Origin of the sequence: Diaphorobacter sp. C33 (genome assembly GCF_030503915.1) — a bacterium.
In the GTDB taxonomy this organism is placed as follows: Bacteria; Pseudomonadota; Gammaproteobacteria; order Burkholderiales; family Burkholderiaceae_C; genus Diaphorobacter; species Diaphorobacter nitroreducens.
Map to the genome: position 1 here is coordinate 3,467,322 of NZ_CP129980.1, position 23,623 is coordinate 3,490,944.

Genomic DNA, 23,623 nt, shown 5'->3' on the forward strand with positions numbered 1-23,623 from the left:
GCCGGTTTGCAGGCGCAACCCACAGGCTTGTCCAGGTGAAAAGCCATGTGCCCTCGGCCAGCGGGACGCGGGCACGCAGGTGGGTGGTGTCGTCGGCCGTGGTGCAGGCCTTTCGGCGCGTTGGCCTGACTGGTGGTTACGCCACCTCTACAACCAGGTGGGGGTTGAACCGCGCGTTCTCCACCTGCCCATCCTTGGCATAGCCGCGCGGGTTGCACAGCACGCGTGTGCCGTGCAGCCCGTAGTCGAAGCTGTCGTGCGTGTGCCCATGCACCCATAGCCGCGCGCCGCTGCCCTCGACCAGGGCCTGTGCGTCGGACACGAAGGCGGCGTTGATGGGCGAGCCCGCAAAGCGCGGGTGGATGCTGTGTGGCGAAGGCGCGTGGTGGGTGATGACCACGGTGGGGCCGGCAAAGGGCTGGGCGAGTTCGCGCGCCAGCCAGCGGGCGTTGGCGTCGAACAGTTCGGCCGCGTGCTGGGGCGTGAAGAGCGCCCCATCGTCTTCACCACCCGCGCGTATGCGGCTGAAGTCGCGCATGAACTGCTGGGCCTGGGCCATGGCTTCGGTGCGGGCGGCGCCCTCGCCGGCCACGCGGAAGTCGCTCCACAGCGTGCTGCCGATGAAGCGCACGCCCTGCAGCACCAGGCTGCGGTTGTCCAGCAGGTGCACGGGGCTGCCCTCGCACAGACGGCGCAGCTCTTGCGCGGTGTCCTGCAGGCTGGAGCCGTAGAACTCGTGGTTGCCCGGCACGTACAGCACCGGCTTGGCGAAGCCCTGCGCCCAGGCCACGGCGGCCGCGGGGCGGGCAATGTCGCCCGCGAGGATCACCACATCCGCGTCGGTGCGCGGGTGCTCCATGCCCTGCACGCCCAGGTGCAGGTCGGACAGGATGTGCAGTTTCATGGCACCGCGCCGGCGGGCTAGCCGCGCCGTGCGCGGTAGGGCTCGTCGAACGGCACGAAGTCCTGCTCGGCCAGTGCGCCGTCGATCCAGGCCTTCACGCCCGGCAACTGCTGCACGCGCTGCACATAGGCGGTGATGTGTTCAGGCACGGGCAGGGCAAAGGTGGCCAGACGCATGCACACCGGCGCATAGAACGCGTCGGCAATGCTGAACTGGCCGAACAGCATGGGGCCGCCGTGCTGGTCCAGCAGCTCGCTCCACATGTCCACCAGGCGCTGCACGTCGGCGCGCACGGCGGGCTGGTCTCGCCACACGATCTCGCCCACTTCGGGCAGGCGGGCCTCGATGTTCATGCCGCAGTGGCTGCGCAGCGCGCCGAAGCCACTGTGCATCTCGGCCACCACGCTGCGGGCGCGGGCGCGCGCGGCCTTGTCCTGGGGCCACAGGTGCTTGTCGGGGTACTGCTCGGCCAGGTATTCGGCGATGGCCAGGCTGTCCCAGACGGTGATGTCCCCATCCACCAGCACGGGCACCTTGGCCACGGGGGTGACGGCCTTGAGCTGGCGCTTGAACTGCGAATTGGCATCGAAGCTGTCAAAGCGCACGGGCACTTCCTCGAACGCGATGCCGGCCTGGCGCAGCAGCACCCAGGGGCGCATGGACCAGGAGGAGTAGTTCTTGTTGCCAATGTAGAGCTGGAGCATGGAGGGGTTCCTTGATGCTGTGGTGCTACGTTAAAAAGAGCTGCTCGCGCCCGTAATCACAGGGTTTGAGCTCGTTATTTGCTTGAAAGCACCGTATGCCAAGCGCAAACCGCTCTTGTTTTTGAAGCGTCAAACCGGCCAGACCACGCCGTTGTCGTTGAGTATGGCGTCCAGCGGCAGATCGTGTGCCTCGGGCTCGAAGTCGTCCAGGTAGCCGTGGGTGAACCCCAGGCCCACGGTGGCGGGGCGGGGCTGCAGCGCAGCCAGCGTGCGGTCGTAGAAGCCCCCGCCGTAGCCCAGGCGGTAGCCGCCCGGGCCGTAGCCCACGCAGGGCACGAACAGCAGCGTGGGGTGGATGAGCTCGGTGTCCTTGGGCTTGGGGATGCCGTAGGCGTCTTCCTCCATGGGGCAGCCGGGATACCAGGCGTGGAAGGTGAGCGTCTTGTGCACCTTGTCCACCACGGGCAGGCCGATGCGGCGCAACTGGGGCTCGTCCAGCAACTCGCCATCTTCCTTCCAGCGGTGCAGCGCGGGCAGCGGATCGAACTCACCCTTGATCGGCCAGTAGGCGCCGATGATGGTGTCCGGGCGGTCCACCAGCCAGATGCGCATCACGCGTTGCAACTGGTCGGCGCGCTGCAGGCGGTCCGGCAGATTCAGGCGCTGTTCTACCAATGCGCGGCGCAGGGCTGCTTTGTCCATCACATAATCCCCCAATGCTTTGGATGAAGATTCTGACACCGCTGATCGCCGGCGCTGCGCTGGCCACCGCCGCGCCGTGGGCCGGGGCGCAAAACCGCGGCGATGACACCGTCCTGGAGATGCAAAAGGCCTTCCGCAAGGGCGACAAGCAGCGGCTTGCCGCGCTGCTGCCGGCCGCGCGCGGCCATGCCTTGGAGCCCTGGGCCGCGTACTGGGAACTGCGTGCGCGGCTCGAGGAGGCCCAGCCCGCTGAGGTGACCGCCTTCCTGCAGCGCTGGGCTGGCACCTACCAGGAAGACCGTCTGCGCAACGACTGGCTGCTGCTGCTGGGTCAACGCCGCGACTGGGACCAATTCGCAGAATTTCACCCGCAGTTCCGCATGGGCGATGACCGCGAGGTGCATTGCTACGCGCTCGCGATCGAGCAGATCAAGGGCACGGCCGCCGAGAGTGCCGGCGCCGAGATGCTGCGCCACTGGTATGCGCTGCGCGAGCTGGACGACGGCTGCTCCAGTGCCGCCGCCGAGATGCTGGCCGCCAAGAAAATCAAGCCCCTGGACGTGTGGCGCAAGGCGCGTCTGGGCGCAGAGGCCAACCGCCTGCGCGTGGTGCGCAAGGCGGTGGAAATCGTCGCGCCCGATGCGCTGCCGCAACTGCGCGAGGCGCTGGATTCGCCCACCAAGTACCTCACGGGCCGCGCCACGGCGCGTGGCAAGGAGCGCCAGGAACTGGTGGTGCTGGCGCTGACCCGCATGGCCATGAGCGATGTCGCCAACGCCGCCAGCCTGCTGGACAGCAAATGGGGACCGCACCTGTCGGCCGAGGAGCGCAACTGGCTCTGGGGCCTGATCGGCAAGCAGGCTGCCACGGCGCTGTCGCCCGATGCGCTCAGCTACTACGCCAACGTGGGCCGCGATGCCGACCTGACCGACGACATGCTGGCCTGGCGCGCGCGCGCCGCGCTGCGGGCCGGGCAGTGGAAGCTGGTGGGCCGCAGCATCGATGCCATGAGCCCCGCGGCGCGCCAGGAAAGCGTCTGGACGTACTGGAAGGCGCGCGCCCTCATGGCCAACCGCCCCGGCGACGAGGATCGCGCGGCCGCGCGCCAGCTGTATGCGCGCATCGCCGGCACCACGGGTTTTTATGAACAGCTGGCGCTGGAGGAGCTGGGCGAGCGCGTCACGCAGCCCCCGGCGCCCGCACCGCTGACCGAGGAAGAAAAAGCCACCGCGCGCGCCAACCCCGGCCTGAACCGTGCGCTGTACGCCATCCTGATGGGCCTGCGCAGCGAAGGCGTGCGCGAGTGGAACTACACCACCAACCTGCACACCCCTGGCGGCATGGGCGAGCGCGAGCTGCTGGCGGCGGCCGACTTCGCCTGCCAGCGCGAGGTGTGGGACCGCTGCATCAACACCAGCGAGCGCACCAAGGGCGTGATCGATGCGGCGCAGCGCTTTCCGATGCCGTTCCGCTCCGCCGTGGTGGAGCGCGCGCGGGGCATCGGGCTGGACCCGGCCTATGTCTATGGCCTGATCCGCCAGGAAAGCCGCTTCATCATGGATGCCCGCTCGGGCGTGGGCGCGTCGGGCCTGATGCAGGTGATGCCCGCCACCGCGCGCTGGACGGCGCGCAAGATCGGCCTGGAGGGCTTCTCCCCCCAGCAGCTCTACGACCGCGACACCAACATCACCATCGGCACCGCCTATCTGAAGCTGGCGCTGGACGACTTCGACGGTTCCATGCTCCTGGCGGCGGCAGCCTACAACGCCGGTCCGGGCCGCCCGCGCAACTGGCGCAACGGCCCGGTGCTGGACGCGGCCATCTGGGCCGAGAACGTGCCCTTCAGCGAGACGCGCGACTATGTGAAGAAGGTGCTGGCCAACACGGTGAACTACGCCGCCATCCTCACCGGCCAGCCGCAGTCGCTCAAGAGCCGGCTGGGCACCGTGGGCCCGCGCGACGCGCGCGCGCCGGAGCCGAACAAGGATCTGCCTTGAATCTGCCTTGAGGGCCTGCTGCGCTATATAAAAAGGAGCTTTTAGCGCTTGCTGGATAAGCGCTGGAGCCATTTTTCATGCCACATCGTCACCCCGCGGCGGCGCCTTGCGGCCGGTGACCATGGCGCGCACCAGGTTCTCGCGGTGCTGCAGGCAGGTCCACAGCACACCGCCCACATGCAGGGCCACGCAGGCCAGCAGAGCCCAGCCCAGGGACTGGTGCAGGCGGGCCAGCCAGCCATAGCCCCAGAACCGGTCGGTGGTGTAGAGCCAGCCGGTGAAGCCCAGCAACGCCATGATCGCCAGCAGTGCCAGCACCATCCAGGCGCCCAGCGGGTTGTGGCCGAGGTAGCGCGGCGCATGGCCCGCCAGCGCCAGGCGCGCATAGGCCAGCGTGGCCGCCGGCGTGCGCACGAACTGGGCGAAGCGCGCATAGCGGCTGCCGCCGAATCCCCACGCCACGCGCGCGGCCAGCAGGGCCAGGGCCACGTAGCCCACGCGCTCGTGCAGCGGACCGGTGTCGTCGCTGCTCCACCAGGCCATGGCCACGCACGCGGCCAGGCCCCAGTGCAGCAGGCGCACGGGCCGGTCCCACACGCGCAGCGGTGCGCCGGCGGCGCGCGCACCGTCAGTCTTGAACGCGCTCAAGCGTCTTGGGGTCGAAGAAGGCTTCCACGCGCTTGCCCTGCGGGTCTTTGCCGTAGACCTCGTAGCAGGTCTCGGTCTTTTCCATGCGGCGCACGGTCCAGCCTTCCTTCACCAGCTTCTGCTCCAGCTCGGTGTGCGGTCGCCATTCGGCGGGGGGATGCTCGGGGCAGGTGACCTTGCCGTGGGCGAAGGCGCTGCTGGCCGAGACGGCGAGCGCCAGGGCGGCGATGTGCGGGATCCAGGATGTCATGCGGGGCTCTCTTTCTTGCCGGGAAGGAATGGGTTGCGGTGATCGTTCGCCGGTGTGCTCAGGGCCTGGCCCAGCGGCGCAGCAGGTTGTGGTACACGCCCGTGAGCTGTACCAGGCGCGGGTCGTCGGGCGCCACCAGCGGCGCGAGTTGCTGGATGGACTGGTCCAGGTCGAACAGCAGCGTGCGCTCGCCCTCGTCCTGCACCAGGCTCTCGATCCAGAAGAACGATGCCACGCGCGCCCCGCGCGTGACGGGCGTGACGCGGTGCAGGCTGCTGGAGGGGTACAGCACCATGTCGCCGGCGGCCAGCTTCACGGCCTGCACGCCGAAGGGGCCCTCCACTTCCAGCTCGCCGCCGTCGTATTCCTCGGGCTCGGCCAGGAACAGCGTGGCCGACAGGTCGGTGCGCATCTGCTGGTGGCTGCCGGGCAGGAACATGAGCGCGCTGTCCACGTGCGCGCCGTAGGTGCCGCCGTCGGCGTAGCGGTTGAACTTCGGCGGGTAGATGGTGCGCGGCAGCGCGGCGCTGATGAACAGCGGCGTGCTGCTCAGCCGGCGCAGGATGTGCTGGCCCAGGCGCTGGCAGAGTTCGCTGCCGTCGGTGATCTGCTGGTTGCGCTTGACGCTCTTGGCCAGCGTGCCGGCGGTGGCGGCGCCGTCGTCCCAGGCGGCGGCGTCCAGTTGGGCGCGAAAGTCGCGCACCTCCGTCTTGGAGAGGACCTGGTCGATGGAGATCAGCATGGTGGTTGCGGTGTGAGGCAATTGGGGGTGATGTCGCAGAGCTGGGCACAGCCGGCCTGGGCCATGCAGGCGTGCAGCTCCTCGGTCAGCAGCTGCAGCATGTGGGCCACGCCCAGCGCACCCGCCACGGCCAGGGCGTACATCTGCAGGCGGCCGATGAGCACGGCGTCGGCGCCCAGTGCCAGGGCCTTGAAGGCGTCGGCGCCGCTGCGCACGCCGCCGTCCAGCAGCACGGGGTAGCCCTCGCCCACGGCGGCGCGCACGGCGGGCAGGCGATGCAGGGACGCGGGCGCGCCGTCCAGGCTGCGCCCGCCGTGGTTGGAGACGATGAGGCCGGCCGCACCCGCCGCCTGCAGCGCGCGGGCGTCGTCGGGGTGCATGACGCCCTTGATCCATACGGACAGGCGGGTCTCGCCCAGCAGCCAGCGCAGGTCGTCCCAGGTAGGGGCGTGGCGCATGGCGCCCTGGAAGATGCGGCTGTCATCCGCGCCCAGTCCGGGCGGCGCGGGCGGTGGGTAGGCTGCCAGGTTGGCGGGCGTGCAGTCGGCGGGCATCACAAAACCCGCCTGCAGCGCGCTGCGGCTGGCCAGCTGGATGCTGGCGTCCAGCGTGAGCACGATGGCGTGGTAGCCCGCGGCCTCGGCCCGGCGCAGAAGGGCGAGCGTGTGTTCTCGCTCGGGCTGCAGGTACAGCTGGAACCAGCGCGCGGGGCCGGCGGCACCCGCGATTGCCTCCAGCGTGCACGACGACAGCGTGCTGGCCACCAGGCAGGTGCCCGTGGCCAGGGCGGCGCGGGCGGTGGCGACTTCTGCCTCGGAGTGGGCCAGGCGCTGGTGCGCCACCGGGGCCAGCAGCAGCGGGTGGGGCAGGTCCAGCCCACCCAGCGTGAGCCGCGTGTGGCCGCCGCGCACGTCGCGCAGCAGGCGCGGCACGATGGCCCAGGCGGCGAAGGCGGCGCGGTTGGCGGCCACCGTGCGGTCCCAGCCGCAGCCGCCGGCCACATAGGCAAGACGGCCCGCGTCCATGTGCTGGGGCGCGAGCCGTTCGTAATCGATGGCGTTCCAGACGCCTGCGGGAATATGTGGTGTCATCAAATTTGATAGCTGCCAGCGCTTGCCCATCAAGCGCTAGCAGCCTATTTGATTACAAGTCCAGGTTCAACGTCAGGCGCACTGCGCGGCCGTCGCCCTTGTACAGGAAGGCGCCCGAGCGGTACACGGCGGTGTAGTAGTCCTTGTCGGTCACGTTCAGCACGTTCAGGCGCAGGTCGGCGTGCTTGTTGATGCGGTAGGACGCGAACAGGTCGTACACGCTGAACGAGGGCACCGGCTGCGAGCACATGCCGTTGGTGTAGCCGGCACCGGTGTCGGGCTGGCCGCCGCAGCGGCTGCTCTCGTAGCGCGCCACGGCGCCGAAGGAGAAGTCACGCGTGAGCTGGTACTTGCCCTGTACGGTGAAGGAGCGGTCGGCGAAGTTGGACAGCGGGTTGCCCACGTTGGACGCCACGGCCGAGCGCAGCACCTTGGATTTCATGATCGCCGCTCCGGCTTGCAGCTGGAAGTTCTTGGTGAGATTGCCGGCCAGGCCCAGTTCGATGCCGCGCACGCGGTTCTTGCCGGTATTGAAGGTGCCTTCAGTGTCGTAGTTGGCGCCCTCCATCACGTCGTCCTTGGTGGTCTGGAACACGGCGGCGGTGGCCAGCAGCTTGTCGTCCAGCAGGTTCCACTTGGTGCCCAGCTCGATGTTCTGCGAGGTCTCGGGCTTGGCGCCGGCGGCGCTGCCGTTGTGGATCACCAGGCCGCCGTAGCCGCTGCTCGTGCCGGTGTCGGGTTCGCCGCCGTTGATGTCCTGCGCCGTGCCGTAGCTTGCATAGACCATACCCATGGGGTTGATCTTGTAGCTCACACCCAGGTGGCCGTTGAGCAGTGTGTCGTTGAAGCCGTAGTTGCCCGTGATCGCGCCCGTCTGGTTGTTGCGGGTGTCCAGCGACAGGTCGTAGTGGTCGGCGCGCAGGCCGCCGAACACGGTCCACTGGTCGGTCAGGTCCACCGTGTCCATGGCCGACAGCGCGAAGGTCTTCACGCGCCAGTCGCGTGTCCAACTGCGGCGTTCGTAGCTGCGGCCGGCCAGGTCGCCCAGGTTGCTCACGGGGTTGCCGTTCAGATCAGTGATGCACCAGCCGGCCTGCGGGCCGTTGCGGCCCGAAACGCGGCAGTTGGTGGCGCCGGTGTTGGTCACGCCGTAGTTGCCGGACTTCACCTTGTGGTCGGTGTATTCGAAGCCGAAGATGAATTCATGCTTGAGGCTGCCGATCTGCTTGTCCCAGCGCAGGTTGCTCTGGTGCGCGAAATATTTCACGTCCTGCCAGCCGGTGTGGCCGCCGTCCAGCACGCCGGCCGTGCCGATCGGGTTGTTGGCCGCGTCCAGCACCGTGCCGTTGGAGGCTCCCGTGGTGGCGTAGCGGTTGTCCGACTGGCCGTAGCGCGTCAGGCTGGTGAGTTTGAGGTCGGGCGCAAAGCGGTAGGCGATGCGCGCGGTGACCGTGTCCACGTCGGAATTCAGGAAGTCGCTGTTCTGCGCATAGACCGGCACACCCGTGGCGGGGCGGCGGTTGGGCACCGTGCCCACGAGGTAGCCGCCCAGGTCGGGATGCTTGTCCTTGGCGCGCAGGCCGTAGTAGTCCAGCGTGACGGACAGGTCTTGGTTCAGCTCCCATAGGCCCGACAGCGCCAGGCCGTCGCGGCGGCGCTGCGAGGGGCTGCGGCCCGGCACGTCCTCGCCCGAGGTCAGGGCGTTGGCGCGCAGGGCGAACTTGTCGGAGAAGCCCTTGTTCATGTCCAGCGTCACGCGGTGGTGGCTGTCGGTGCCCACGCCGGCGGACACGCGCGTGAAGTCATAGTCCAGCGTGGCCTGCTTGGTCACGGCGTTCACCGCGCCGCCCGCCGAGCCGCGGCCCGCGAAGCTGGAGTTGGGGCCCTTGGTGACCTCCACCTGCTCGATGGCGAAGCTCTCGCGCGTGGTCATGCCGGGGTCGCGCAGGCCGTCCACGAACACGTCCGAGCGCGCCTCCTGGCCGCGGATGATGTAGCGGTCGCCAAAGGCGTTGCCGTTTTCGCCCGTGCCCAGGGTGATGCCGGGCTGCGCGGCCAGGATCTGCTTGAGGTCGGTGGCGCCGGAGTCGCGGATGGCCTCGCCGGTGACCACTTGGATGGTCTGCGGCGTCTCGGCCAGCGGGCGGGTGTGGCGCGTGTCGGCGGAGGTCTTGGCCTTGTAGGGCGCGCCGACCTCGGCGTTGGGGTTGGGATCGATGGCCTGCTCCTGCACCGTCACCGTGGGCAGGGTGGTGACGGGGGCGGGCGTGGGCTGCACCTGGGCGATGGCGCTCAGCGGCAGCAGGGCTGCGGCCATGCGCAGGCTTTTGGGCTTTTTGAGAGAGGAAGAGGAGGGCATTGCTGGAAACGAGAGGTTGGAATTATTTGCTAGGGATTATTGTTGCGAATCAATCTCGTTTGCGTCAATAAGTGCAAAAATGCCTCACCCACAGTGGCGGAAACGTCAGCAGCAGTGGTGTTTTGTGGTGGTTTGACAACAAACACACGGTTGGGCGCGCGAAGTCCCGCCCAGCGCGGCAAGCATTCGGCCAATGCTGGCGCGTGCCCCGTTACCGGATGGCACACGGCGGCAGGGCGATCAGGCGTTGAGCAGCGCGCCGCCCTCGCGCCGGGCCGCGCCGGCGTCCACCAGTTCCTGCATCAGCTGCTCGGCCCAGACGGATGCGGTCTGCTGCGCAAAGTGTCGCTGGTGCAGCAGGCCGAAGTACGGTGTGGCCGCCAACCAGGCATGCACTTGCGCCAGCGGCGCCTGCTGCCATTCCAGCAGCTTGTACTTGAGCAGCACCTTGGCCGCGTGGCGTGCGTGTTTGACCGGGTCGGCCTCGAAACCCGCCAGCCGGCGCCGCGCCCGCGCTAGAGCGGCGGGCACGTCGCCAAACACGCTGCCGTGGCCGGGGATCACGGTGAGCGGATTCAGCCGCTCGATCAGGTCCAGCGTGGCGCCCACCTCGGCAAAGGCCTGCTCGCCGTCCAGTTCGGGGAACACCACGCCGAAGCCGTTCTCCCAGAGCGCGTCGCCCGAGATCAGCACGCGCGCGTGCGGCTCGAACAGCACCACGGCATGGGTGTCATGCCCCGGGGCTGCGTGCACCTGCCACGCGCGGTCGCCCAACTGCACCTCGGTGCCGGGGGGCAGCACGCCGTCGGCACGAAAGCGCGGGCACTCCTGGCCGGTGGGCACGTAGCTCAGCGCCACCGGGTCCCAGTCCTGCACCTGTGCCCACTGCCCCGGGGGGATGCGGGTGGCAAGCTGCGGCCAGCGCGCCTGCAGCGCGGCATTGCCGCCGCAATGGTCGCTGTGCAGGTGGGTATTGAGCAACTGGTCCAGCACACGCCCGTCCAGCGCCGACTCCACCAGCGCCACGGTTTGCGGCGCGTGGGCGCAGTAGCCGCTGTCCACCAGCGCCGTGCAGTCGCGCCCCAACAGCAGCACGTTGTTGGCCGACAGCCAGCCGCGCTCGATGACAATGATTTCCGGCGGTAGGGCAGGTGGAATAAGCGGCATCAGCTATGAAAATTGGAGTAACCGGAGCGCGGCATCACTTGCCGTCGCGCAGCTCCCGTCGGAGGATCTTGCCCACGTTGGTCTTGGGCAGTTCGTCGCGGAATTCGATGTATTTTGGCCGCTTGTAGCCGGTCAGGTGTTCATGGCAGTAGCGCACCACGTCGTCCTCGGTCAGCGAGGGGTCGCTGCGCACCACGAACACCTTGATGGCCTCGCCCTGCTTGTCGTCGGCCACGCCCACGGCGGCGCATTCCAGCACGCCCGGGCACAGGGCCACCACCTGCTCCAGTTCGTTGGGGAAGACGTTGAAGCCGCTCACCAGGATCATGTCCTTCTTGCGGTCGATGATGCGCGTATAGCCCTCCTCGTCCATCACGCCGATGTCGCCCGTGCGCATGAAGCCGTCGGGCGTGAAGGCCTTGGCATTTTCCTCGGGCTGGTTGTAGTAGCCGGGCATCACGTTGGGGCCCTTGATGCAGATTTCGCCCGCCGAGCCGATGGGCAGGCTCGCGCCTGCGTCGTCCTTGATGGCGATGTCGATGCCTGGCAGCGGCAGGCCGATGCTGCCGCTGAAGGCGGTGCTGTTCACCGGGTTGTTGGTGCCGATGGCGCAGGTCTCGCTCATGCCCCAGCCTTCGATCATGGTGGCGCCCGTCACGGCCTTCCACTGCTGGGCCGTGGCCTCGGTCGCGGCCATGCCGCCGGCCTGCGCCACGCACAGCTGCGAGAAATCCAGATGGCGGAACTGCGGGTTCTGCAGCAGTGCGTTGAACAGCGTGTTCACGGCGGGCAGCATGTGGAAGGGGCGCTTCTTCAGCACCTCCACGAACTTGGGGATGTCCCGCGGGTTCGGGATCAGCGTCAGGCGCGAGCCCTGGCGGATGGCCAGCAGGCACAGCGTGAGCGCGAAGATGTGGTACAGCGGCAGCGCGGCAATGCTGTTGGCGCGGCTCAGGTCGCCGATCTTGCCCAGCGCGGGGGTGAACCAGGCCTCGGCCTGCAGCGTCGCGGCGACGATGTTGCGCTGGGTGAGCACTGCGCCTTTGGACAGGCCCGTGGTGCCGCCCGTGTACTGCAGGAAGGCCGGAGTGTCGGGCGCGACGCGCGCCGGGGTCAGCGTGCGCCGCTCGCCCAGGGCCAGCGCGCGCTTGAAACTGATCACTTGGCGCCCGCCCGTCAGGGGCAGCTCGTACGCGGGCACCATCTTGGCCAAGTGGCGCACGGCAAAGGTGATCCAGCGTCCGTACCAGGCGCCCAGCAGGTCGCCCATGGAGGCGATCACCACGTGCTGCACGGCCGTGTGGTCGATCACCTCGGCCAGCGTGTGCGCGAAGTTCTCCAGGATGACGATGGCCGAGGCGCCCGAGTCCTTGAGCTGGTGCTCCAGCTCGCGCGCGGTGTACAGCGGGTTCACGTTCACGCACGTGTAGCCCGCGCGCAGCACGGCGGCCATGGTCACAGCGAACTGCGGCACATTGGGCAGCATGATGGCCACGCGCGCACCGGGTGTGAGACCCTGGCCCTGCAGCCACGCGCCGAGCCGGGCCGACAGGCGGTCGAGTTCGCGGTAGCTCATCCACCGGTCCATGCACACCGAGAACGGGCTGTCGGCGTGGCGGTGGAAGGACTCCTCCAGCATCTGCGCCACCGAGGGGTAGGCATCGGCATCCACGTCGTGCGGCACGCCAGCGGGGTAGTTCTTGAGCCAGATTCGTTCCATGCAAGGGTCCTCGTTGCGGTATGGGGCAAGATCGCACCGATTGTGGAAGTGGCCTTGCACGCGCCATACCGGGCTTGTCCTAGTCCGGATGCCGCAGAGGTCACCCAAGCGACACACCACAACCACCACAAGGGAGCTTCATGACGAACGCGCGTTGGCAACGCTGGGCGGTGGCCGTGCATCTGCTGTTGATCGCGGGCTGGATGGCCTGGTTCTGGGGCCGTTCGCCGGCGCTGGCGCTGGCGGGCGTGGCCGCGGTCCCGCTGATATTCCGCCTGGGCATGGCGCCGCAATTTTTCTTGATGGCCTGGGTTTGCCGGGGGGATGCGACGCCGCGTCCGCGCGCCGGGCAGCTGCTGCGCGCCTGGTGGGCCGAGTCACGCTGGGCCAGCCTGGTCTTCGGTTGGTGGCAGCCGTTCCGCCACCAGGCCGTGTCGGACTGGCTGCCACCGCGCGCGTCGGACGTGCCCGGCCCGCGCGGCGTGGTGCTGGTGCACGGCTTCCTGTGCAACCGAGGGTTCTGGACGCCCTGGCTGGCGCTGCTGCGTGCGCGCGGCCATGCCTTCGTGGCCGTGACGCTGGAGCCCGCCTTCGGCTCCATCGACGATTACTGCCGCACCATCGACGATGCCGTGCGCCGCGTGGCCGAGGCCACTGGGCGGGCGCCGCTGATCGTGGGCCACAGCATGGGCGGTCTGGCCGCACGCGCCTGGCTGCGCGCCGTGCCGGGCAGCGAGCAGCGCGTGCACCGCATCGTCACGCTGGGATCGCCGCACCACGGCACCTGGCCCGCGCGCGGCGCACGCAGCACCAATGGCCGGCAGATGCGGTTGCACGGCCCCTGGGTGCACCAGTTGGGGCAAGACGAGCCGCCGGCACGCGCCGCAGTCTTCGTGTGCTGGTACTCCAACTGCGACAACGTGGTCTATCCGCCCGCGGCCGCAATGCTGCAGGGCGCGGACAACCGCTTCATCGAGGGGGTGGCGCACGTCGAGATGGCGTTCCACCCGCGCGTGCTGCAGGACTGCCTGGCGCTGCTCGAGCAGCCCTGAGCGTGTCGACGACGCGCTTCAGGCCGGGTGCGGCTCGCGCGCATCGGCCGCGAACTCGGGCTCGCCGCGCAGCCGTTCGTAGATCGGCGCGAAATCCTGCGCCGTGAGTTCGAACAGCTGCTCGAAGCTGTCGATCACGAAGTAGGTCTGCTGGTAGGTGTCGATCTTGTAGCGCGTGCGCATGGTGCGTTCCAGCTCCAGTGGCAGGCGCTGCGGCTCGGGGCTGTGCACGGCGTAGGGCAGTTCGCCGCGCGAGCTGAGAATGCCCGCGCCATAGGCGCGCAGCCCGCCTTGCTCGCGGATCAGGCCGAACTCGATCGTGTACCAGTACAGCCGCGAGAGCATCTCGCAGGCGCCCAGTCCCGCCGCTTTCAGGCCTCCTTCGCCATAGCGCTGCACATAGTCGGCAAACACCGGGTTGAACAGCAGCGGCACGTGGCCGAACAGGTCGTGGAACACGTCGGGCTCGACGATGTAGTCGAACTCCTGGGGCGTGCGGATCCAGTCGGTGACCGGGAATTTGCGGTTCGCCAGCAGCGAGAAGAACGGCACCTCGGGGATCAGCCCCGGCACGGCCACCAGCTCCCAGCGCGTGGCGCGGTACAGGCGCTCGTTCACGTCATCGAAGCGCGGGATGCGCTCCTTGGCGCCCAGCAGCGGCAGGGCCTGGATGAAGGCCTCGCTCGCCAGGCCCTGCAGCTGGGCCGACTGGCGCTGGTACAGGCGGTGGTAGGTGTCGTGGTCGGCGGCGGTGTAGGCCGCGAAGTTCTGCGCGCAGGTGTAATCCTCCTGCGCACGCGAATAGTCGCCGCGCGGCGGGCGGCTGGATTGTCCGTAGACGACGGGGGCTTGTCCCATGGTGCTTGTCTCCTTGTTGGAACCACGCCGTCGTCGTGCACCGCCGGCCTGGTGTGGGCCGGCGGGCGGGAGTGCAGGACGGCGTTCAGTCGATGTGGATCTTGGCGGCCTTGATGAGGAATTCGTACTTGCCCAGTTCCGAGCGCACGAAGCTGCCGAAGCCGCCCAGCGTGAGTTCTTCGGGCGTCAGGCCCATCTTCTGGAACTGCGCCTTGCCGGCCGGCGAGTGCATGGCTTTCGAGAACGCCGTGGCGTATTTCTGTGCATCGGCGGCGGGCAGCGTGGCGGGGGCAAACAGCCCGAACCAGGTGGACACGTTGAAGCCGGGCACCTCGCTGTTGATGCTGGGCACGTGGGGCAGGGCGTCGTCGCTGCCCAGCGATGTCACGCCCAGCGCCTTGAGCTTGCCGCCCTGGATCAGCGGCAGTGACGACGCTAGGTTGTCGAACACGATGTCCACGCCGCCGTCCTGTAGCGCTTTGAGCGCCGGACCCGCGCCCTGGAAGGGCGCATGGGGCATGCGCGTGTTGGTGAGCGACTTGAACATCTCCCCGGCGATGTGGCCGATGCTGCCGTTGCCGCCCGAGCCGTACTTGAGCTGGTCCGGGTGGGCCTTCATGTACTTCACGAGGTCGGTGGTGGTGCTGATATCCAACGCCTTGGCCCGTTCGGCGCTCATCACCAGCACGTTCGGTGTGCGGGCGACGAGCACGATGGGCGTGAAATCCTTGACCGGGTTGTAGGGGAAATTCTTGTACAGCCAGGGGTTCACGGCATGGGTGGCGACCGCGCCCATCACCAGCAGGTTGCCGCCCTTGGGCGCCTTGGCCACCGTGTCTGCGCCCAGGTTGCCGCCGGCGCCCGGCTTGTTCTGCACCTGGATGGGCCCGAGTTGGGCCTGTGCCCCTTCGGCCAGGATGCGCGCGCTCTTATCGAGCGGGCCTCCGGCCGCGTAGGGCACCACGATGGTCATGGGGGCGGATGCGTTCTGTGCCTGTACGGCGCAAGCCATGCACAGCGCAAGGGAACCCACCAATTGACGGCGACGCAACATTGAATTTCTCCCGAGTCTCTTTGAAAGGGCGCTCAGTATAGAAAGCCGTTGTTGCAGTGCGTCATTCCATGGCGGGCCGCGCCCAGGGCTCACGCCTGGGTCTGCAGGACGCCGCGCCGGATCTGGTCACGCTCCAGCGATTCGAACAGCGCCTTGAAGTTGCCTTCGCCGAAACCCTCGCGGTAGTTGCCCTGGCGTTCGATGAACTCAAAGAACACCGGCCCCAGCATGGGCGTGGAGAAGATCTGCAGCAGCAGACGGGGCGTGCCGTCAGCCGTGGTGCCGTCCAGCAGGATGCCGCGCGCCTGTAGTTCCGCCACGTTCTGGCCGTGACCCGGCAGGCGGGTGTCCAGCATGTCGTAATAGATGTCGTTGGGCGCCGGGGCCAGGGGCACGCCCGCCAGCCCCAGCTTGTCCACCACCTCGACGAGCGAGTCGCAGATCAGCGCGATGTGCTGGATGCCCTCGCCGTTGAACTGCATCAGGAATTCCTCGATCTGCCCGCCGCCCTGCTTGGCCTCTTCGTTCAGCGGGATGCGGATCTTGCCGTCCGGCGCGGTCATGGCCTTCGACGTCAGGCCCGTGTACTCGCCCTGGATGTCGAAGTAGCGGATCTCGCGGAAGTTGAAGAGCTTTTCGTAGAAATTGGCCCAGAATCCCATGCGGCCGCGGTACACGTTGTGCGTGAGGTGGTCGATCTCGTTCAGGCCGTGCCCCACAGGGCGCCGGTCCACGCCGGGCAGGAAGTCGAAGTCGATGTCGTAGATGGACTTGCCGTCCTCAAAACGGTCGATCAGGTACAGCGGCGCGCCGCCGATGCCCTTGATGGCCGGCAGGCGCAGTTCCATGGGGCCGGTGGGGATCTCGATCGGCTGGGCGCCCAGCTCCAACGCGCGCCGGTAGGCCTGGTGCGAATCCTTCACGCGAAAGGCCAGTCCGCAGGCTGAGGGGCCGTGTTCGGCGCCAAAGTACGCGGCCTGGCTGGCCGGCTCGCGGTTCAGGATGAAGTTGATCTGGTTCTGCCGGTACAGCAGCACGTCCTTGGACCGGTGGCGCGCCACGAGCGTAAAGCCCAGCTTCTCGAACACCGCTTCCAGCAGCCCCGGGGTGGGCGAGGTGAACTCTACAAACTCGAAGCCCATCAGGCCCATGGGGTTCTCCCAGGCGTCGGCGTCGTGGGTGGCGCGAAAGGGCAGGGCGGCAGTCATCGTCAGTCTCCTTAGGGTGTGTCGCTTCACTGTAGGAGGGGCGGGGCTCATGTTTCTGGCGAATGCGCACGGGTTTGAGTGTGGATATGCAGGAATGTTGCGCAACGTCAATGCGATGTGCATCCATTTCGCGTTAGGGAACACGCGGGTGCGTCTCGTGCGGCGCTTGCCTAGAATCCGCCGCCATGAGCGAACGCACCCCCGCCCTCGACAAGCTGGACCGTGCCATCCTGCGCCGCCTGCAGGACAACGGCCGCGAGACCTATGACGTGATCGGCGAACGGGTGGGCCTGTCGCCCAGCGCCGTGTTGCGCCGCGCCAAGCGGCTGGAGGAAGAGGGCGTGATTGACCGCTACGTGGCACTGGTACGCCCCGAGCGCGTGGGCCTGGGACTGACCGCCTACCTGAACGTGCGCCTGGAAAAGCACACCGAGAGCCACAAGCGCAACCCGATGGACCTGTTCCGCGCCAGCGTGCAGACCTGGCCCGAGGTGGTGGAGTGCGCGTCGCTCACCGGCGAGATGGACTATCTGCTGCGCGTAGTGGTGGCCGACATGGCGCACTACAGCCGCTTCATCATGGACACGCTGCTCAAGCACCCCAGCGTGCAGGACTGCAAGACCAGCTTCGTGCTGGACCGGGTGAAGGCCACTACCGCCCTGCCGGTGTAGATAAAAAAGGCACGGCAGTCGCGTGGCGGACAGAGGCAGTCCTGTATTGATAGCTGCTTGCGCATATTGGGTAAGGGCTAGAGGCCATTTTCCCCTTGGATCTTATTTCCCCTACTTTTTTGTTGCATTGCAGCATATGCGCCCCAGATTCCTAGGGAAAACCCTAGAATCGGCCGCATCATGCTTTCAACCAAAGACTGGCTTCGCGCTTCCTGGAACGCAGGGCGGCAAATGCTGCGCCCCACCGCCGGGGGACGCTTCCACCGAGGTTTTGCCATGAACACTGTGATGGTGCCCATCCGTTCGCTCGGCCCGCAGCACCGCGAGCGCATTGCCGCCCACCTGCTGCGCCTGGAGCCGCGCGACCGCTACCTGCGCTTTGGCTACGCCGCCAACGACGACCAGGTGCGCCGCTACGCCGAGTTGCTGGACTTCTCGCGCGACGAGGTGTTCGGCATCTTCAACCGCCGCCTGGAGTTGATCGCCATGGCCCATGTGGCGTTTGCGCCATCGGGCGAGTACGAAAGCTGCGCCGAGTTCGGCGTCTCGGTCTCGGCCACGGCGCGCGGGCGCGGCTACGGCGCGCGGCTGTTCGAGCGCGCGGTGATGCTGGCGCGCAACCGCGGCGTGAGCATGATGTTCATCCACGCGCTCACCGAGAACACGGCCATGCTCAAGATCGCGCGCAATGCCGGCGCCACGGTGCGCCGCGACGGATCCGAATCCGAGGCCTACTTGCAGCTGCCGCCCGCGCGCTTCGACACGCGCGTGTCCGAGATCATGGCCGAGCATTTCGGCGAAGTGGACTACCAGCTCAAGAAGCAGGCGCGGCAGTTCTGGCGTTTCCTGGCCGACCTGCAGGAAATCCGCCAGGGCGTGCGCGACGGCCGCCACCAGGCCGCCGAGTAGGCAGGCGCGCCCCAGGCGTGCCACGCGGGTGCGCGGGGCGATCCGCTATCCTTGGGGGCTGATCCACTCCCTGCACAACCTGCACCCGTCCCCGTGTCCGACCCCCACCCTGCGCGCGCCTCCGACAAGGAGGACAAGCGCACGTTCCTGCAGCGCCTCGTCGAGTTCATCAACCCCGGGCCGGACTCGACGGCCGAGCTCATCGCCACGCTGGCCGAGGCCGAGGACAACGACGTCATCAACGCCGATGCGCGGGTGATGCTGGAGCGCGTGCTGCGCATGGCCGAGATGACTGCGGGCGACGTGCTGGTGCCCGCGCCACGCATGGACATGCTGGACATCGACGCGCCGGTGGATGAGCTCATGCACCAGGTGCTGCACACCGCGCACTCGCGCTTTCCGGTGTACCAGGGCGAGCGCGACAACATCATCGGCATCCTGCTGGCCAAGGATCTGCTCAAGCTCTGGCGCTCGCCGGGGCTGAACGTGCGCACGCTGGTGCGCCCGGCGCTGTTCGTGCCCGAGAGCAAGGGCCTGCATGACCTGGGGCGTGAGTTTCGCAACACGCGCAACCATATGGCCATCGCCATCGACGAGTTCGGCCGCATCGCCGGTCTGGTGACGTTCGAGGACGTGATCGAGCAGATCGTGGGCGAGATCGAGGACGAGTTTGATATCCCCGAGGACGAGGGCGACATCTTCGGCCTGGCCGACCGCACCTTCCGCGTGAGCGGCGACACGCCCGTGGAGCGCGTGGCCGAGGCCTTCGGCGTGGCGCTGCAGGGCAGCGACCCCGATGAGAGCTTTGACACCATCGGCGGCCTGATCGCGCACGAGCTGGGCCGCATGCCGCGCAAGGGAGAGTCCGTGGTGCTCGGCGGCCTGCAGTTTGTGGTGATGCACACCAAGGGCGGGTCGGTGCGCTGGTTCAAGGTCGCACCGGCGGCGGCCACGCCCGAGTCCGAACGCTGATGGCCGTCGCACCGCCCCTGGCCGCGCACGCACCGCGCCGCGGCCCGTTGCCCTGGGTGCTGGCACTGGTGGCCGGGCTGGCGCAGGCCGCATCGCTGGCCTGGCCCTGGGGCGGACAGCCGCTGTGGTGGCTGCAGATCCTGTCGCTGGCCTTGTGGGCGCATGTGCTGCTGGGCGCCGGCGGTACACGCCGGGCCGCCCTGCTGGGCTGGGTGTTCGCCACGGCGTGGCTCGCGGGCACGTTCTGGTGGCTGTTCATCTCCATGCACACGTATGGGGGACTGGCCGCGCCGCTGGCCGTGCTGGCGGTGCTGGGGCTCGCGGCGTTCCTCGGCAGTTATTACGCAGCGGTTTCTGCATGTTTTTGGGCTCTAGCGCCCGTCCATAGAGCGCTGGCAGCTATCGTTTTTGCTGCGCTGTGGTTGTTGGCGGAATTGGCGCGCGGCCAATGGTGGACCGGCTTTCCGTGGGGCGCAGGCGGCTACGCGCATGTGCAGGGGCCCCTGGCCGCGCTGGCGCGCAGCGTGGGCGTGTACGGCATCGGTGCCGCGGCGGCGCTCTTGGCCATGTTGCTGGCGCAGGCGCGCCGCGCCGACCTGCGCAACGCACGTGCCTGGGCGCTGGTCCTCGCGCTCACGGCCGTGGGGGCAGGGGCCGCCTGGCAGCGCCAATGCGCCGTCGAGGGCTGCGGTGCCCCGCCGCCCGTGCATGCGCCGCTGTCGCTGGCGCTGCTGCAGGGCAACATCCCGCAGGACGAGAAGTTCCAGCCCGGCAGTGGCGTGCCGATGGCGCTGCAGTGGTATTACGACCAGATCCACGCGGCCAAGGCCAGCCTGGTGGTGGCGCCCGAGACGGCCATCCCCCTGCTGCCGCAGCAGCTGGTGCCCGGCTATTTGGAGGGCATGGCCGAGCGCTATGCCGCAGGCGGCCAGGCGCTGCTGCTGGGCATCCCGCTGGGCAGCCTGGAAGAGGGCTATACCAACTCGGTGCTGGGCTTTGCGCCAGAGCAGCCGCAGCCCTACCGCTACGACAAGCACCATCTGGTGCCGTTCGGCGAGTTCATCCCGCCGTTCTTCCGCTGGTTCACCGAGATGATGAACATCCCCCTGGGCGACTTCAACCGCGGCGCGGTGGGTCAGCCGTCGCTGGCGTGGGCCGGCGAGCGCATAGCGCCCAATATCTGCTACGAGGACTTGTTCGGCGAGGAGATCGGCGTGCGCTTTCTCGACCCGGCGAGCAGCCCGAGCATCCTCGTGAACCTGAGCAACATCGGCTGGTTCGGCAACACCGTGGCGGTGGACCAGCACTTGGCCATCAGCCGTCTGCGCGCGCTGGAGTTCGAGCGTCCCATGGTGCGTGCCACCAACACCGGCGCCACGGCGGTGATCGACCACCGCGGGCAGGTCACGCACCGCATGCCGGCTTATCAGCGCGGCGTGCTGCGCGCCCAGGTGCAGGGGCGTGGTGGCGCCGCCACGCCGTACGCCCGGTGGGTGGCGCGCTGGGGGCTTTGGCCCCTGTGGGCGCTCGGGTTTGCAGTGGCGGGGCTGGCCTGGTGCCTGCGCGGGCGCACAGGGCGGGCGCGGGCTGGAAATTGATCCAGATCATCCCGGCGCGGTAGCCAGCGGGCTTTCCCGGGGCACGGTTACAGGCCAGAGCGCGCGCGAGCCTGGATAATAGAGGGCCTTCGCCGCCCGTGGCCGCGGGCCGCGCGCTGATTTTTTTGCATCAACGACAACCACCTACCGCGACGGCACGGGCCGTCTGGAGCACGATTGACAATGGCTGATTCCTTCTCGTACGAACAACTCATCGCCTCGGGCGAGGGCCGGTTGTTCGGTCCGGACAGCGGGCGCCTGCCCCTGCCCCCCATGCTGATGTTCGATCGCATCACGCACATCGACACCGACGGCGGCGCGCATGGCCTGGGAAAGATCGTGGCCGAACTCGACGTCAAGCCCGACCTGTGGTTCTTCGCCTGCCATTTCCAGGGTGACCCGGTCATGCCCGGCTGCCTGGGGCTGGATGCCATGTGGCAGCTCATCGGCTTCTATCTCACCTGGCTGCGCCTGCCGGGCCGTGGCCGCGCGCTGGGCGCGGGCGAGGTCAAGTTCACCGGCGAGGTGGGCCCGGACGTGAAGCTCGTGACCTACGAAATCGACATCAAGCGCGTCATCAAGCGCAAACTCAACATGGCCATCGGCGATGCACGCCTGCTGGCCGACGGCAAGGAAATCTACGTGGCCAACGACCTGCGCGTGGGTCTGTTCCTGCGCGAAGGCGACGCACAGGGAAGCGCAGCATGACCAAGAAACGGGTGGTGATCACGGGCGCGGGCATCGTCTCGTGCATTGGCAACGATCTGCAGACCGTGGAGGAGGCGCTGCGCGCCAGCCGCTCCGGCATCAAGGCCGTGCCCCAGTTCACCGAGCTGGGCCTGCGCAGCCAGGTGGCGGGCGTGCCTGAGATCGACGTCGAGGCGCGCATCGACCGCAAGCAGCTGCGCTTCATGGGCGACGCCGCGGCCTATGCGCAGATTGCCCTGGAAGACGCCATCCAGCAGGCCGGCCTCACCCCCGAACAGGTCAGCCACCCGCGCACCGGCCTCATCATGGGTTCGGGCGGCGGATCTCCCGCCAACCAGATCGAGGCGGCCGACACGCTGCGCGAAAAGGGCATCCGCCGCGTGGGACCCTACCAGGTCACGCGCTGCATGAGCTCCACCGTCTCGGCGTGCCTCGCGACCAACTTCAAGGTCAAGGGCATCAACTATTCCATTACCTCGGCCTGCTCCACGTCGGCCCACTGCATCGGCGCGGCTGCGCAGCAGATCGCCTGGGGCCTGCAGGACGTGATGTTCGCCGGCGGCGGCGAAGAGCTGTCCTGGGGCATGTCGCTGCTGTTCGACGGCATGGGCGCCATGTCCAGCAAGTACAACGCCACGCCCGAGAAGGCCTCGCGCGCCTATGACGCCAACCGCGACGGCTTCGTGATCGCCGGCGGCGGCGGTGCCGTGGTGCTGGAAAGCCTGGAGCATGCACTGGCACGCGGCGCCACCATTCTGGGTGAGGTCGTGGGCTTTGGCGCCACGAGCGACGGTGAGGACATGGTGGCCCCGTCGGGCGACGGCGCCATCGCCTGCATGCAGCAGGCCATGGAAGGACTGGGCGCACCCATCGACTACATCAACACCCACGGCACCTCCACGCCTGTGGGCGACATGCAGGAAGTGCGTGCGATGCAGGCGGTGTTCGGCGAGGCCGTGCCGCCGTTCTCCAGCACCAAGTCGCTCACCGGCCATTCGCTGGGAGCCACCGGCGTGCAGGAAGCGATCTACTGCCTGATCATGCTGAACAAGGGCTTCATCGCCGGTTCGGCCAACGTGGAGACGCCGGACCCGCTGCTGGGCTCCATGCCGCTGGTGACCCAGACGCGCGACGCGCAGTTGACCCACGTGCTGTCCAACAGCTTCGGCTTTGGCGGCACCAACGCCAGCCTGGTGCTGCGCCGCTGGCAAGGCCAGTGACGGTCTCGGGCCAGGTACGACGGGGGCTGCGGCCCCCGTTTTGCTTGGACGCCTAAAATTGCCGGTTCGCGCGTGCGAGCGCGCCCGCTCTCTCAGACACACAGCCATGCTGACATTCCAACAAATCATCCTCAAACTGCAGTCCTACTGGGCCGACCAGGGTTGCGCACTCTTGCAGCCCTATGACATGGAAGTGGGCGCCGGTACGTCGCATACAGCTACGTTTTTGAGAGCTCTGGGCCCGGAGCCCTGGAAGGCAGCCTACGTGCAGCCCAGCCGCCGCCCCAAGGACGGCCGCTATGGCGAGAACCCCAACCGCCTGCAGCATTACTACCAGTACCAAGTGGTGCTCAAGCCCGCGCCCGACAACATCCTCGAGCTGTACCTGGGCTCGCTCGAAGCCCTGGGTTTTGACCTCAAGAAGAACGACATCCGCTTCGTGGAAGATGACTGGGAGAACCCCACGCTGGGCGCCTGGGGCCTGGGCTGGGAGGTGTGGCTCAACGGGATGGAGGTGACGCAGTTCACCTATTTCCAGCAGGTCGGCGGCATCGACTGCAAGCCCGCCACGGGCGAGATCACCTATGGCCTGGAGCGCCTGGCCATGTACCTGCAGGGCGTGGACAACGTCTACAACCTGACCTGGACCGAGAGCCCGAATGGCGCGAAATTGACCTATGGCGATGTGTACCACCAGAACGAGGTGGAGCAGTCCACCTACAACTTCGAGCATTCCGACGCCGAATTCCTCTTCACCGCCTTTGGCGCCCATGAAAAGCAGGCCAACCACCTGATGGGCGAGCAGCTCGCGCTGCCGGCCTACGAGCAGGTGCTCAAGGCGGCGCACACGTTCAACCTGCTGGATGCGCGCGGGGCGATCTCCGTGACCGAGCGCGCAGCCTACATCGGCCGCATCCGCAACCTGGCGCGCGCCGTGGCCAAGGCCTACCTGGACAGCCGTGCGCGCCTGGGCTTCCCCATGGCGCCCAAGGCGCATGCCGACGAAGTGCTGGCCGAACTGGCCAAGGCCGCGGAACAACAGAACAAGAAGGCCGCCTGAGCGCACGCGCCGCGCAGCGAGAAACACAC

22 protein-coding genes are annotated in these 23,623 nt (G+C 68.0%); 9 read left to right on the plus strand and 13 right to left on the minus strand.

Annotation, left to right across the window (positions count from 1 at the left end):
• Positions 1 to 136: 136 nt before the first annotated feature.
• The 3 genes from QY917_RS16360 to QY917_RS16370 form a co-directional block, all read right to left on the minus strand.
• On the minus strand, positions 137 to 904 hold the full coding sequence (locus QY917_RS16360; protein WP_123674907.1) for a metallophosphoesterase: 768 nt from the start codon (positions 902 to 904) through the stop codon (positions 137 to 139).
• A gap of 17 nt (positions 905 to 921) precedes the next feature.
• Positions 922 to 1,608, minus strand: a complete 687-nt coding sequence (locus tag QY917_RS16365; RefSeq protein WP_047350066.1) for a glutathione S-transferase family protein — start codon at positions 1,606 to 1,608, stop codon at positions 922 to 924.
• A 129-nt stretch (positions 1,609 to 1,737) separates the two neighbouring features.
• Positions 1,738 to 2,310, minus strand: coding sequence for a 5-formyltetrahydrofolate cyclo-ligase (locus QY917_RS16370; RefSeq protein ID WP_103738534.1), 573 nt, complete (start codon positions 2,308 to 2,310; stop codon positions 1,738 to 1,740).
• Between the two features lie 14 nt (positions 2,311 to 2,324).
• Here QY917_RS16370 and QY917_RS16375 point away from each other — a divergent pair, with 14 nt between their 5' ends.
• A complete protein-coding gene (locus QY917_RS16375) occupies positions 2,325 to 4,307 on the plus strand; it encodes a lytic transglycosylase domain-containing protein (protein WP_123674908.1) in 1,983 nt (660 codons plus the stop codon).
• A gap of 75 nt (positions 4,308 to 4,382) precedes the next feature.
• Here the strand turns inward: QY917_RS16375 and QY917_RS16380 are convergent, their stop codons facing one another.
• The 7 genes from QY917_RS16380 to QY917_RS16410 form a co-directional block, all read right to left on the minus strand.
• Positions 4,383 to 4,955 (minus strand): cytochrome b/b6 domain-containing protein, encoded by a 573-nt coding sequence (locus QY917_RS16380; RefSeq protein ID WP_123674909.1) that lies wholly within the window; start codon positions 4,953 to 4,955, stop codon positions 4,383 to 4,385.
• The gene (locus QY917_RS16385; RefSeq protein ID WP_011803970.1) at positions 4,936 to 5,205 is read right to left on the minus strand and encodes a PepSY domain-containing protein; all 270 of its coding nucleotides are present in this window, start codon (positions 5,203 to 5,205) and stop codon (positions 4,936 to 4,938) included. The genes QY917_RS16380 and QY917_RS16385 overlap by 20 nt, the downstream gene beginning before the upstream one ends.
• A 58-nt stretch (positions 5,206 to 5,263) precedes the next feature.
• Positions 5,264 to 5,947, minus strand: coding sequence for a Fe2+-dependent dioxygenase (locus tag QY917_RS16390; protein WP_123674910.1), 684 nt, complete (start codon positions 5,945 to 5,947; stop codon positions 5,264 to 5,266).
• Positions 5,941 to 7,038, minus strand: coding sequence for an alpha-hydroxy acid oxidase (locus tag QY917_RS16395; RefSeq protein ID WP_123674911.1), 1,098 nt, complete (start codon positions 7,036 to 7,038; stop codon positions 5,941 to 5,943). Before QY917_RS16395 ends, QY917_RS16390 begins: the two co-directional genes overlap by 7 nt.
• 52 nt (positions 7,039 to 7,090) lie before the next feature.
• Positions 7,091 to 9,397, minus strand: a complete 2,307-nt coding sequence (locus tag QY917_RS16400; protein WP_123674912.1) for a TonB-dependent siderophore receptor — start codon at positions 9,395 to 9,397, stop codon at positions 7,091 to 7,093.
• Between the two features lie 240 nt (positions 9,398 to 9,637).
• Complete coding sequence (locus QY917_RS16405; protein WP_123674913.1) at positions 9,638 to 10,564, minus strand: MBL fold metallo-hydrolase; 927 nt, start codon at positions 10,562 to 10,564, stop codon at positions 9,638 to 9,640.
• Positions 10,565 to 10,598: 34 nt separating this feature from the next.
• Complete coding sequence (locus tag QY917_RS16410; protein ID WP_123674914.1) at positions 10,599 to 12,284, minus strand: AMP-binding protein; 1,686 nt, start codon at positions 12,282 to 12,284, stop codon at positions 10,599 to 10,601.
• A 140-nt stretch (positions 12,285 to 12,424) separates the two neighbouring features.
• Between QY917_RS16410 and QY917_RS16415 the strand changes: the two genes are divergently transcribed.
• Positions 12,425 to 13,336: a triacylglycerol lipase gene (locus QY917_RS16415; RefSeq protein WP_123674915.1), complete on the plus strand. Its 912-nt coding sequence runs from the start codon at positions 12,425 to 12,427 to the stop codon at positions 13,334 to 13,336.
• 18 nt (positions 13,337 to 13,354) lie between these two features.
• Here the strand turns inward: QY917_RS16415 and phhA are convergent, their stop codons facing one another.
• The 3 genes from phhA to hppD all read right to left on the minus strand — a co-directional run bounded on the left by phhA (position 13,355) and on the right by hppD (position 16,456).
• The gene (phhA, locus tag QY917_RS16420; RefSeq protein ID WP_123674916.1) at positions 13,355 to 14,194 is read right to left on the minus strand and encodes a phenylalanine 4-monooxygenase; all 840 of its coding nucleotides are present in this window, start codon (positions 14,192 to 14,194) and stop codon (positions 13,355 to 13,357) included.
• An 85-nt stretch (positions 14,195 to 14,279) separates the two neighbouring features.
• A complete protein-coding gene (locus QY917_RS16425; protein ID WP_011803978.1) occupies positions 14,280 to 15,248 on the minus strand; it encodes a tripartite tricarboxylate transporter substrate binding protein in 969 nt (322 codons plus the stop codon).
• Positions 15,249 to 15,337: 89 nt separating this feature from the next.
• Positions 15,338 to 16,456 (minus strand): 4-hydroxyphenylpyruvate dioxygenase, encoded by a 1,119-nt coding sequence (gene hppD / locus QY917_RS16430; protein ID WP_123674917.1) that lies wholly within the window; start codon positions 16,454 to 16,456, stop codon positions 15,338 to 15,340.
• Positions 16,457 to 16,641: 185 nt separating this feature from the next.
• On the opposite strand from hppD, the gene QY917_RS16435 reads away from it, so the two are divergent.
• From QY917_RS16435 to glyQ, 7 genes are all read left to right on the plus strand, one after another.
• On the plus strand, positions 16,642 to 17,127 hold the full coding sequence (locus QY917_RS16435) for an Lrp/AsnC family transcriptional regulator (RefSeq protein ID WP_123674918.1): 486 nt from the start codon (positions 16,642 to 16,644) through the stop codon (positions 17,125 to 17,127).
• 180 nt (positions 17,128 to 17,307) lie between these two features.
• Positions 17,308 to 18,036: a GNAT family N-acetyltransferase gene (locus QY917_RS16440; protein ID WP_041838783.1), complete on the plus strand. Its 729-nt coding sequence runs from the start codon at positions 17,308 to 17,310 to the stop codon at positions 18,034 to 18,036.
• Between the two features lie 93 nt (positions 18,037 to 18,129).
• Positions 18,130 to 19,008: an HlyC/CorC family transporter gene (locus tag QY917_RS16445; RefSeq protein WP_041835866.1), complete on the plus strand. Its 879-nt coding sequence runs from the start codon at positions 18,130 to 18,132 to the stop codon at positions 19,006 to 19,008.
• A complete protein-coding gene (gene lnt / locus QY917_RS16450; protein ID WP_123674919.1) occupies positions 19,008 to 20,606 on the plus strand; it encodes an apolipoprotein N-acyltransferase in 1,599 nt (532 codons plus the stop codon). The genes QY917_RS16445 and lnt overlap by 1 nt, the downstream gene beginning before the upstream one ends.
• Before the next feature lie 183 nt (positions 20,607 to 20,789).
• Entirely contained in the window at positions 20,790 to 21,314 is a 525-nt protein-coding gene (gene fabA / locus QY917_RS16455; protein ID WP_012655566.1) for a bifunctional 3-hydroxydecanoyl-ACP dehydratase/trans-2-decenoyl-ACP isomerase, read from the plus strand.
• Complete coding sequence (fabB, locus tag QY917_RS16460; RefSeq protein ID WP_011803985.1) at positions 21,311 to 22,534, plus strand: beta-ketoacyl-ACP synthase I; 1,224 nt, start codon at positions 21,311 to 21,313, stop codon at positions 22,532 to 22,534. The genes fabA and fabB overlap by 4 nt, the downstream gene beginning before the upstream one ends.
• Positions 22,535 to 22,640: 106 nt before the next feature.
• A complete protein-coding gene (gene glyQ / locus QY917_RS16465; RefSeq protein ID WP_123674920.1) occupies positions 22,641 to 23,594 on the plus strand; it encodes a glycine--tRNA ligase subunit alpha in 954 nt (317 codons plus the stop codon).
• Positions 23,595 to 23,623: the final 29 nt, after the last annotated feature.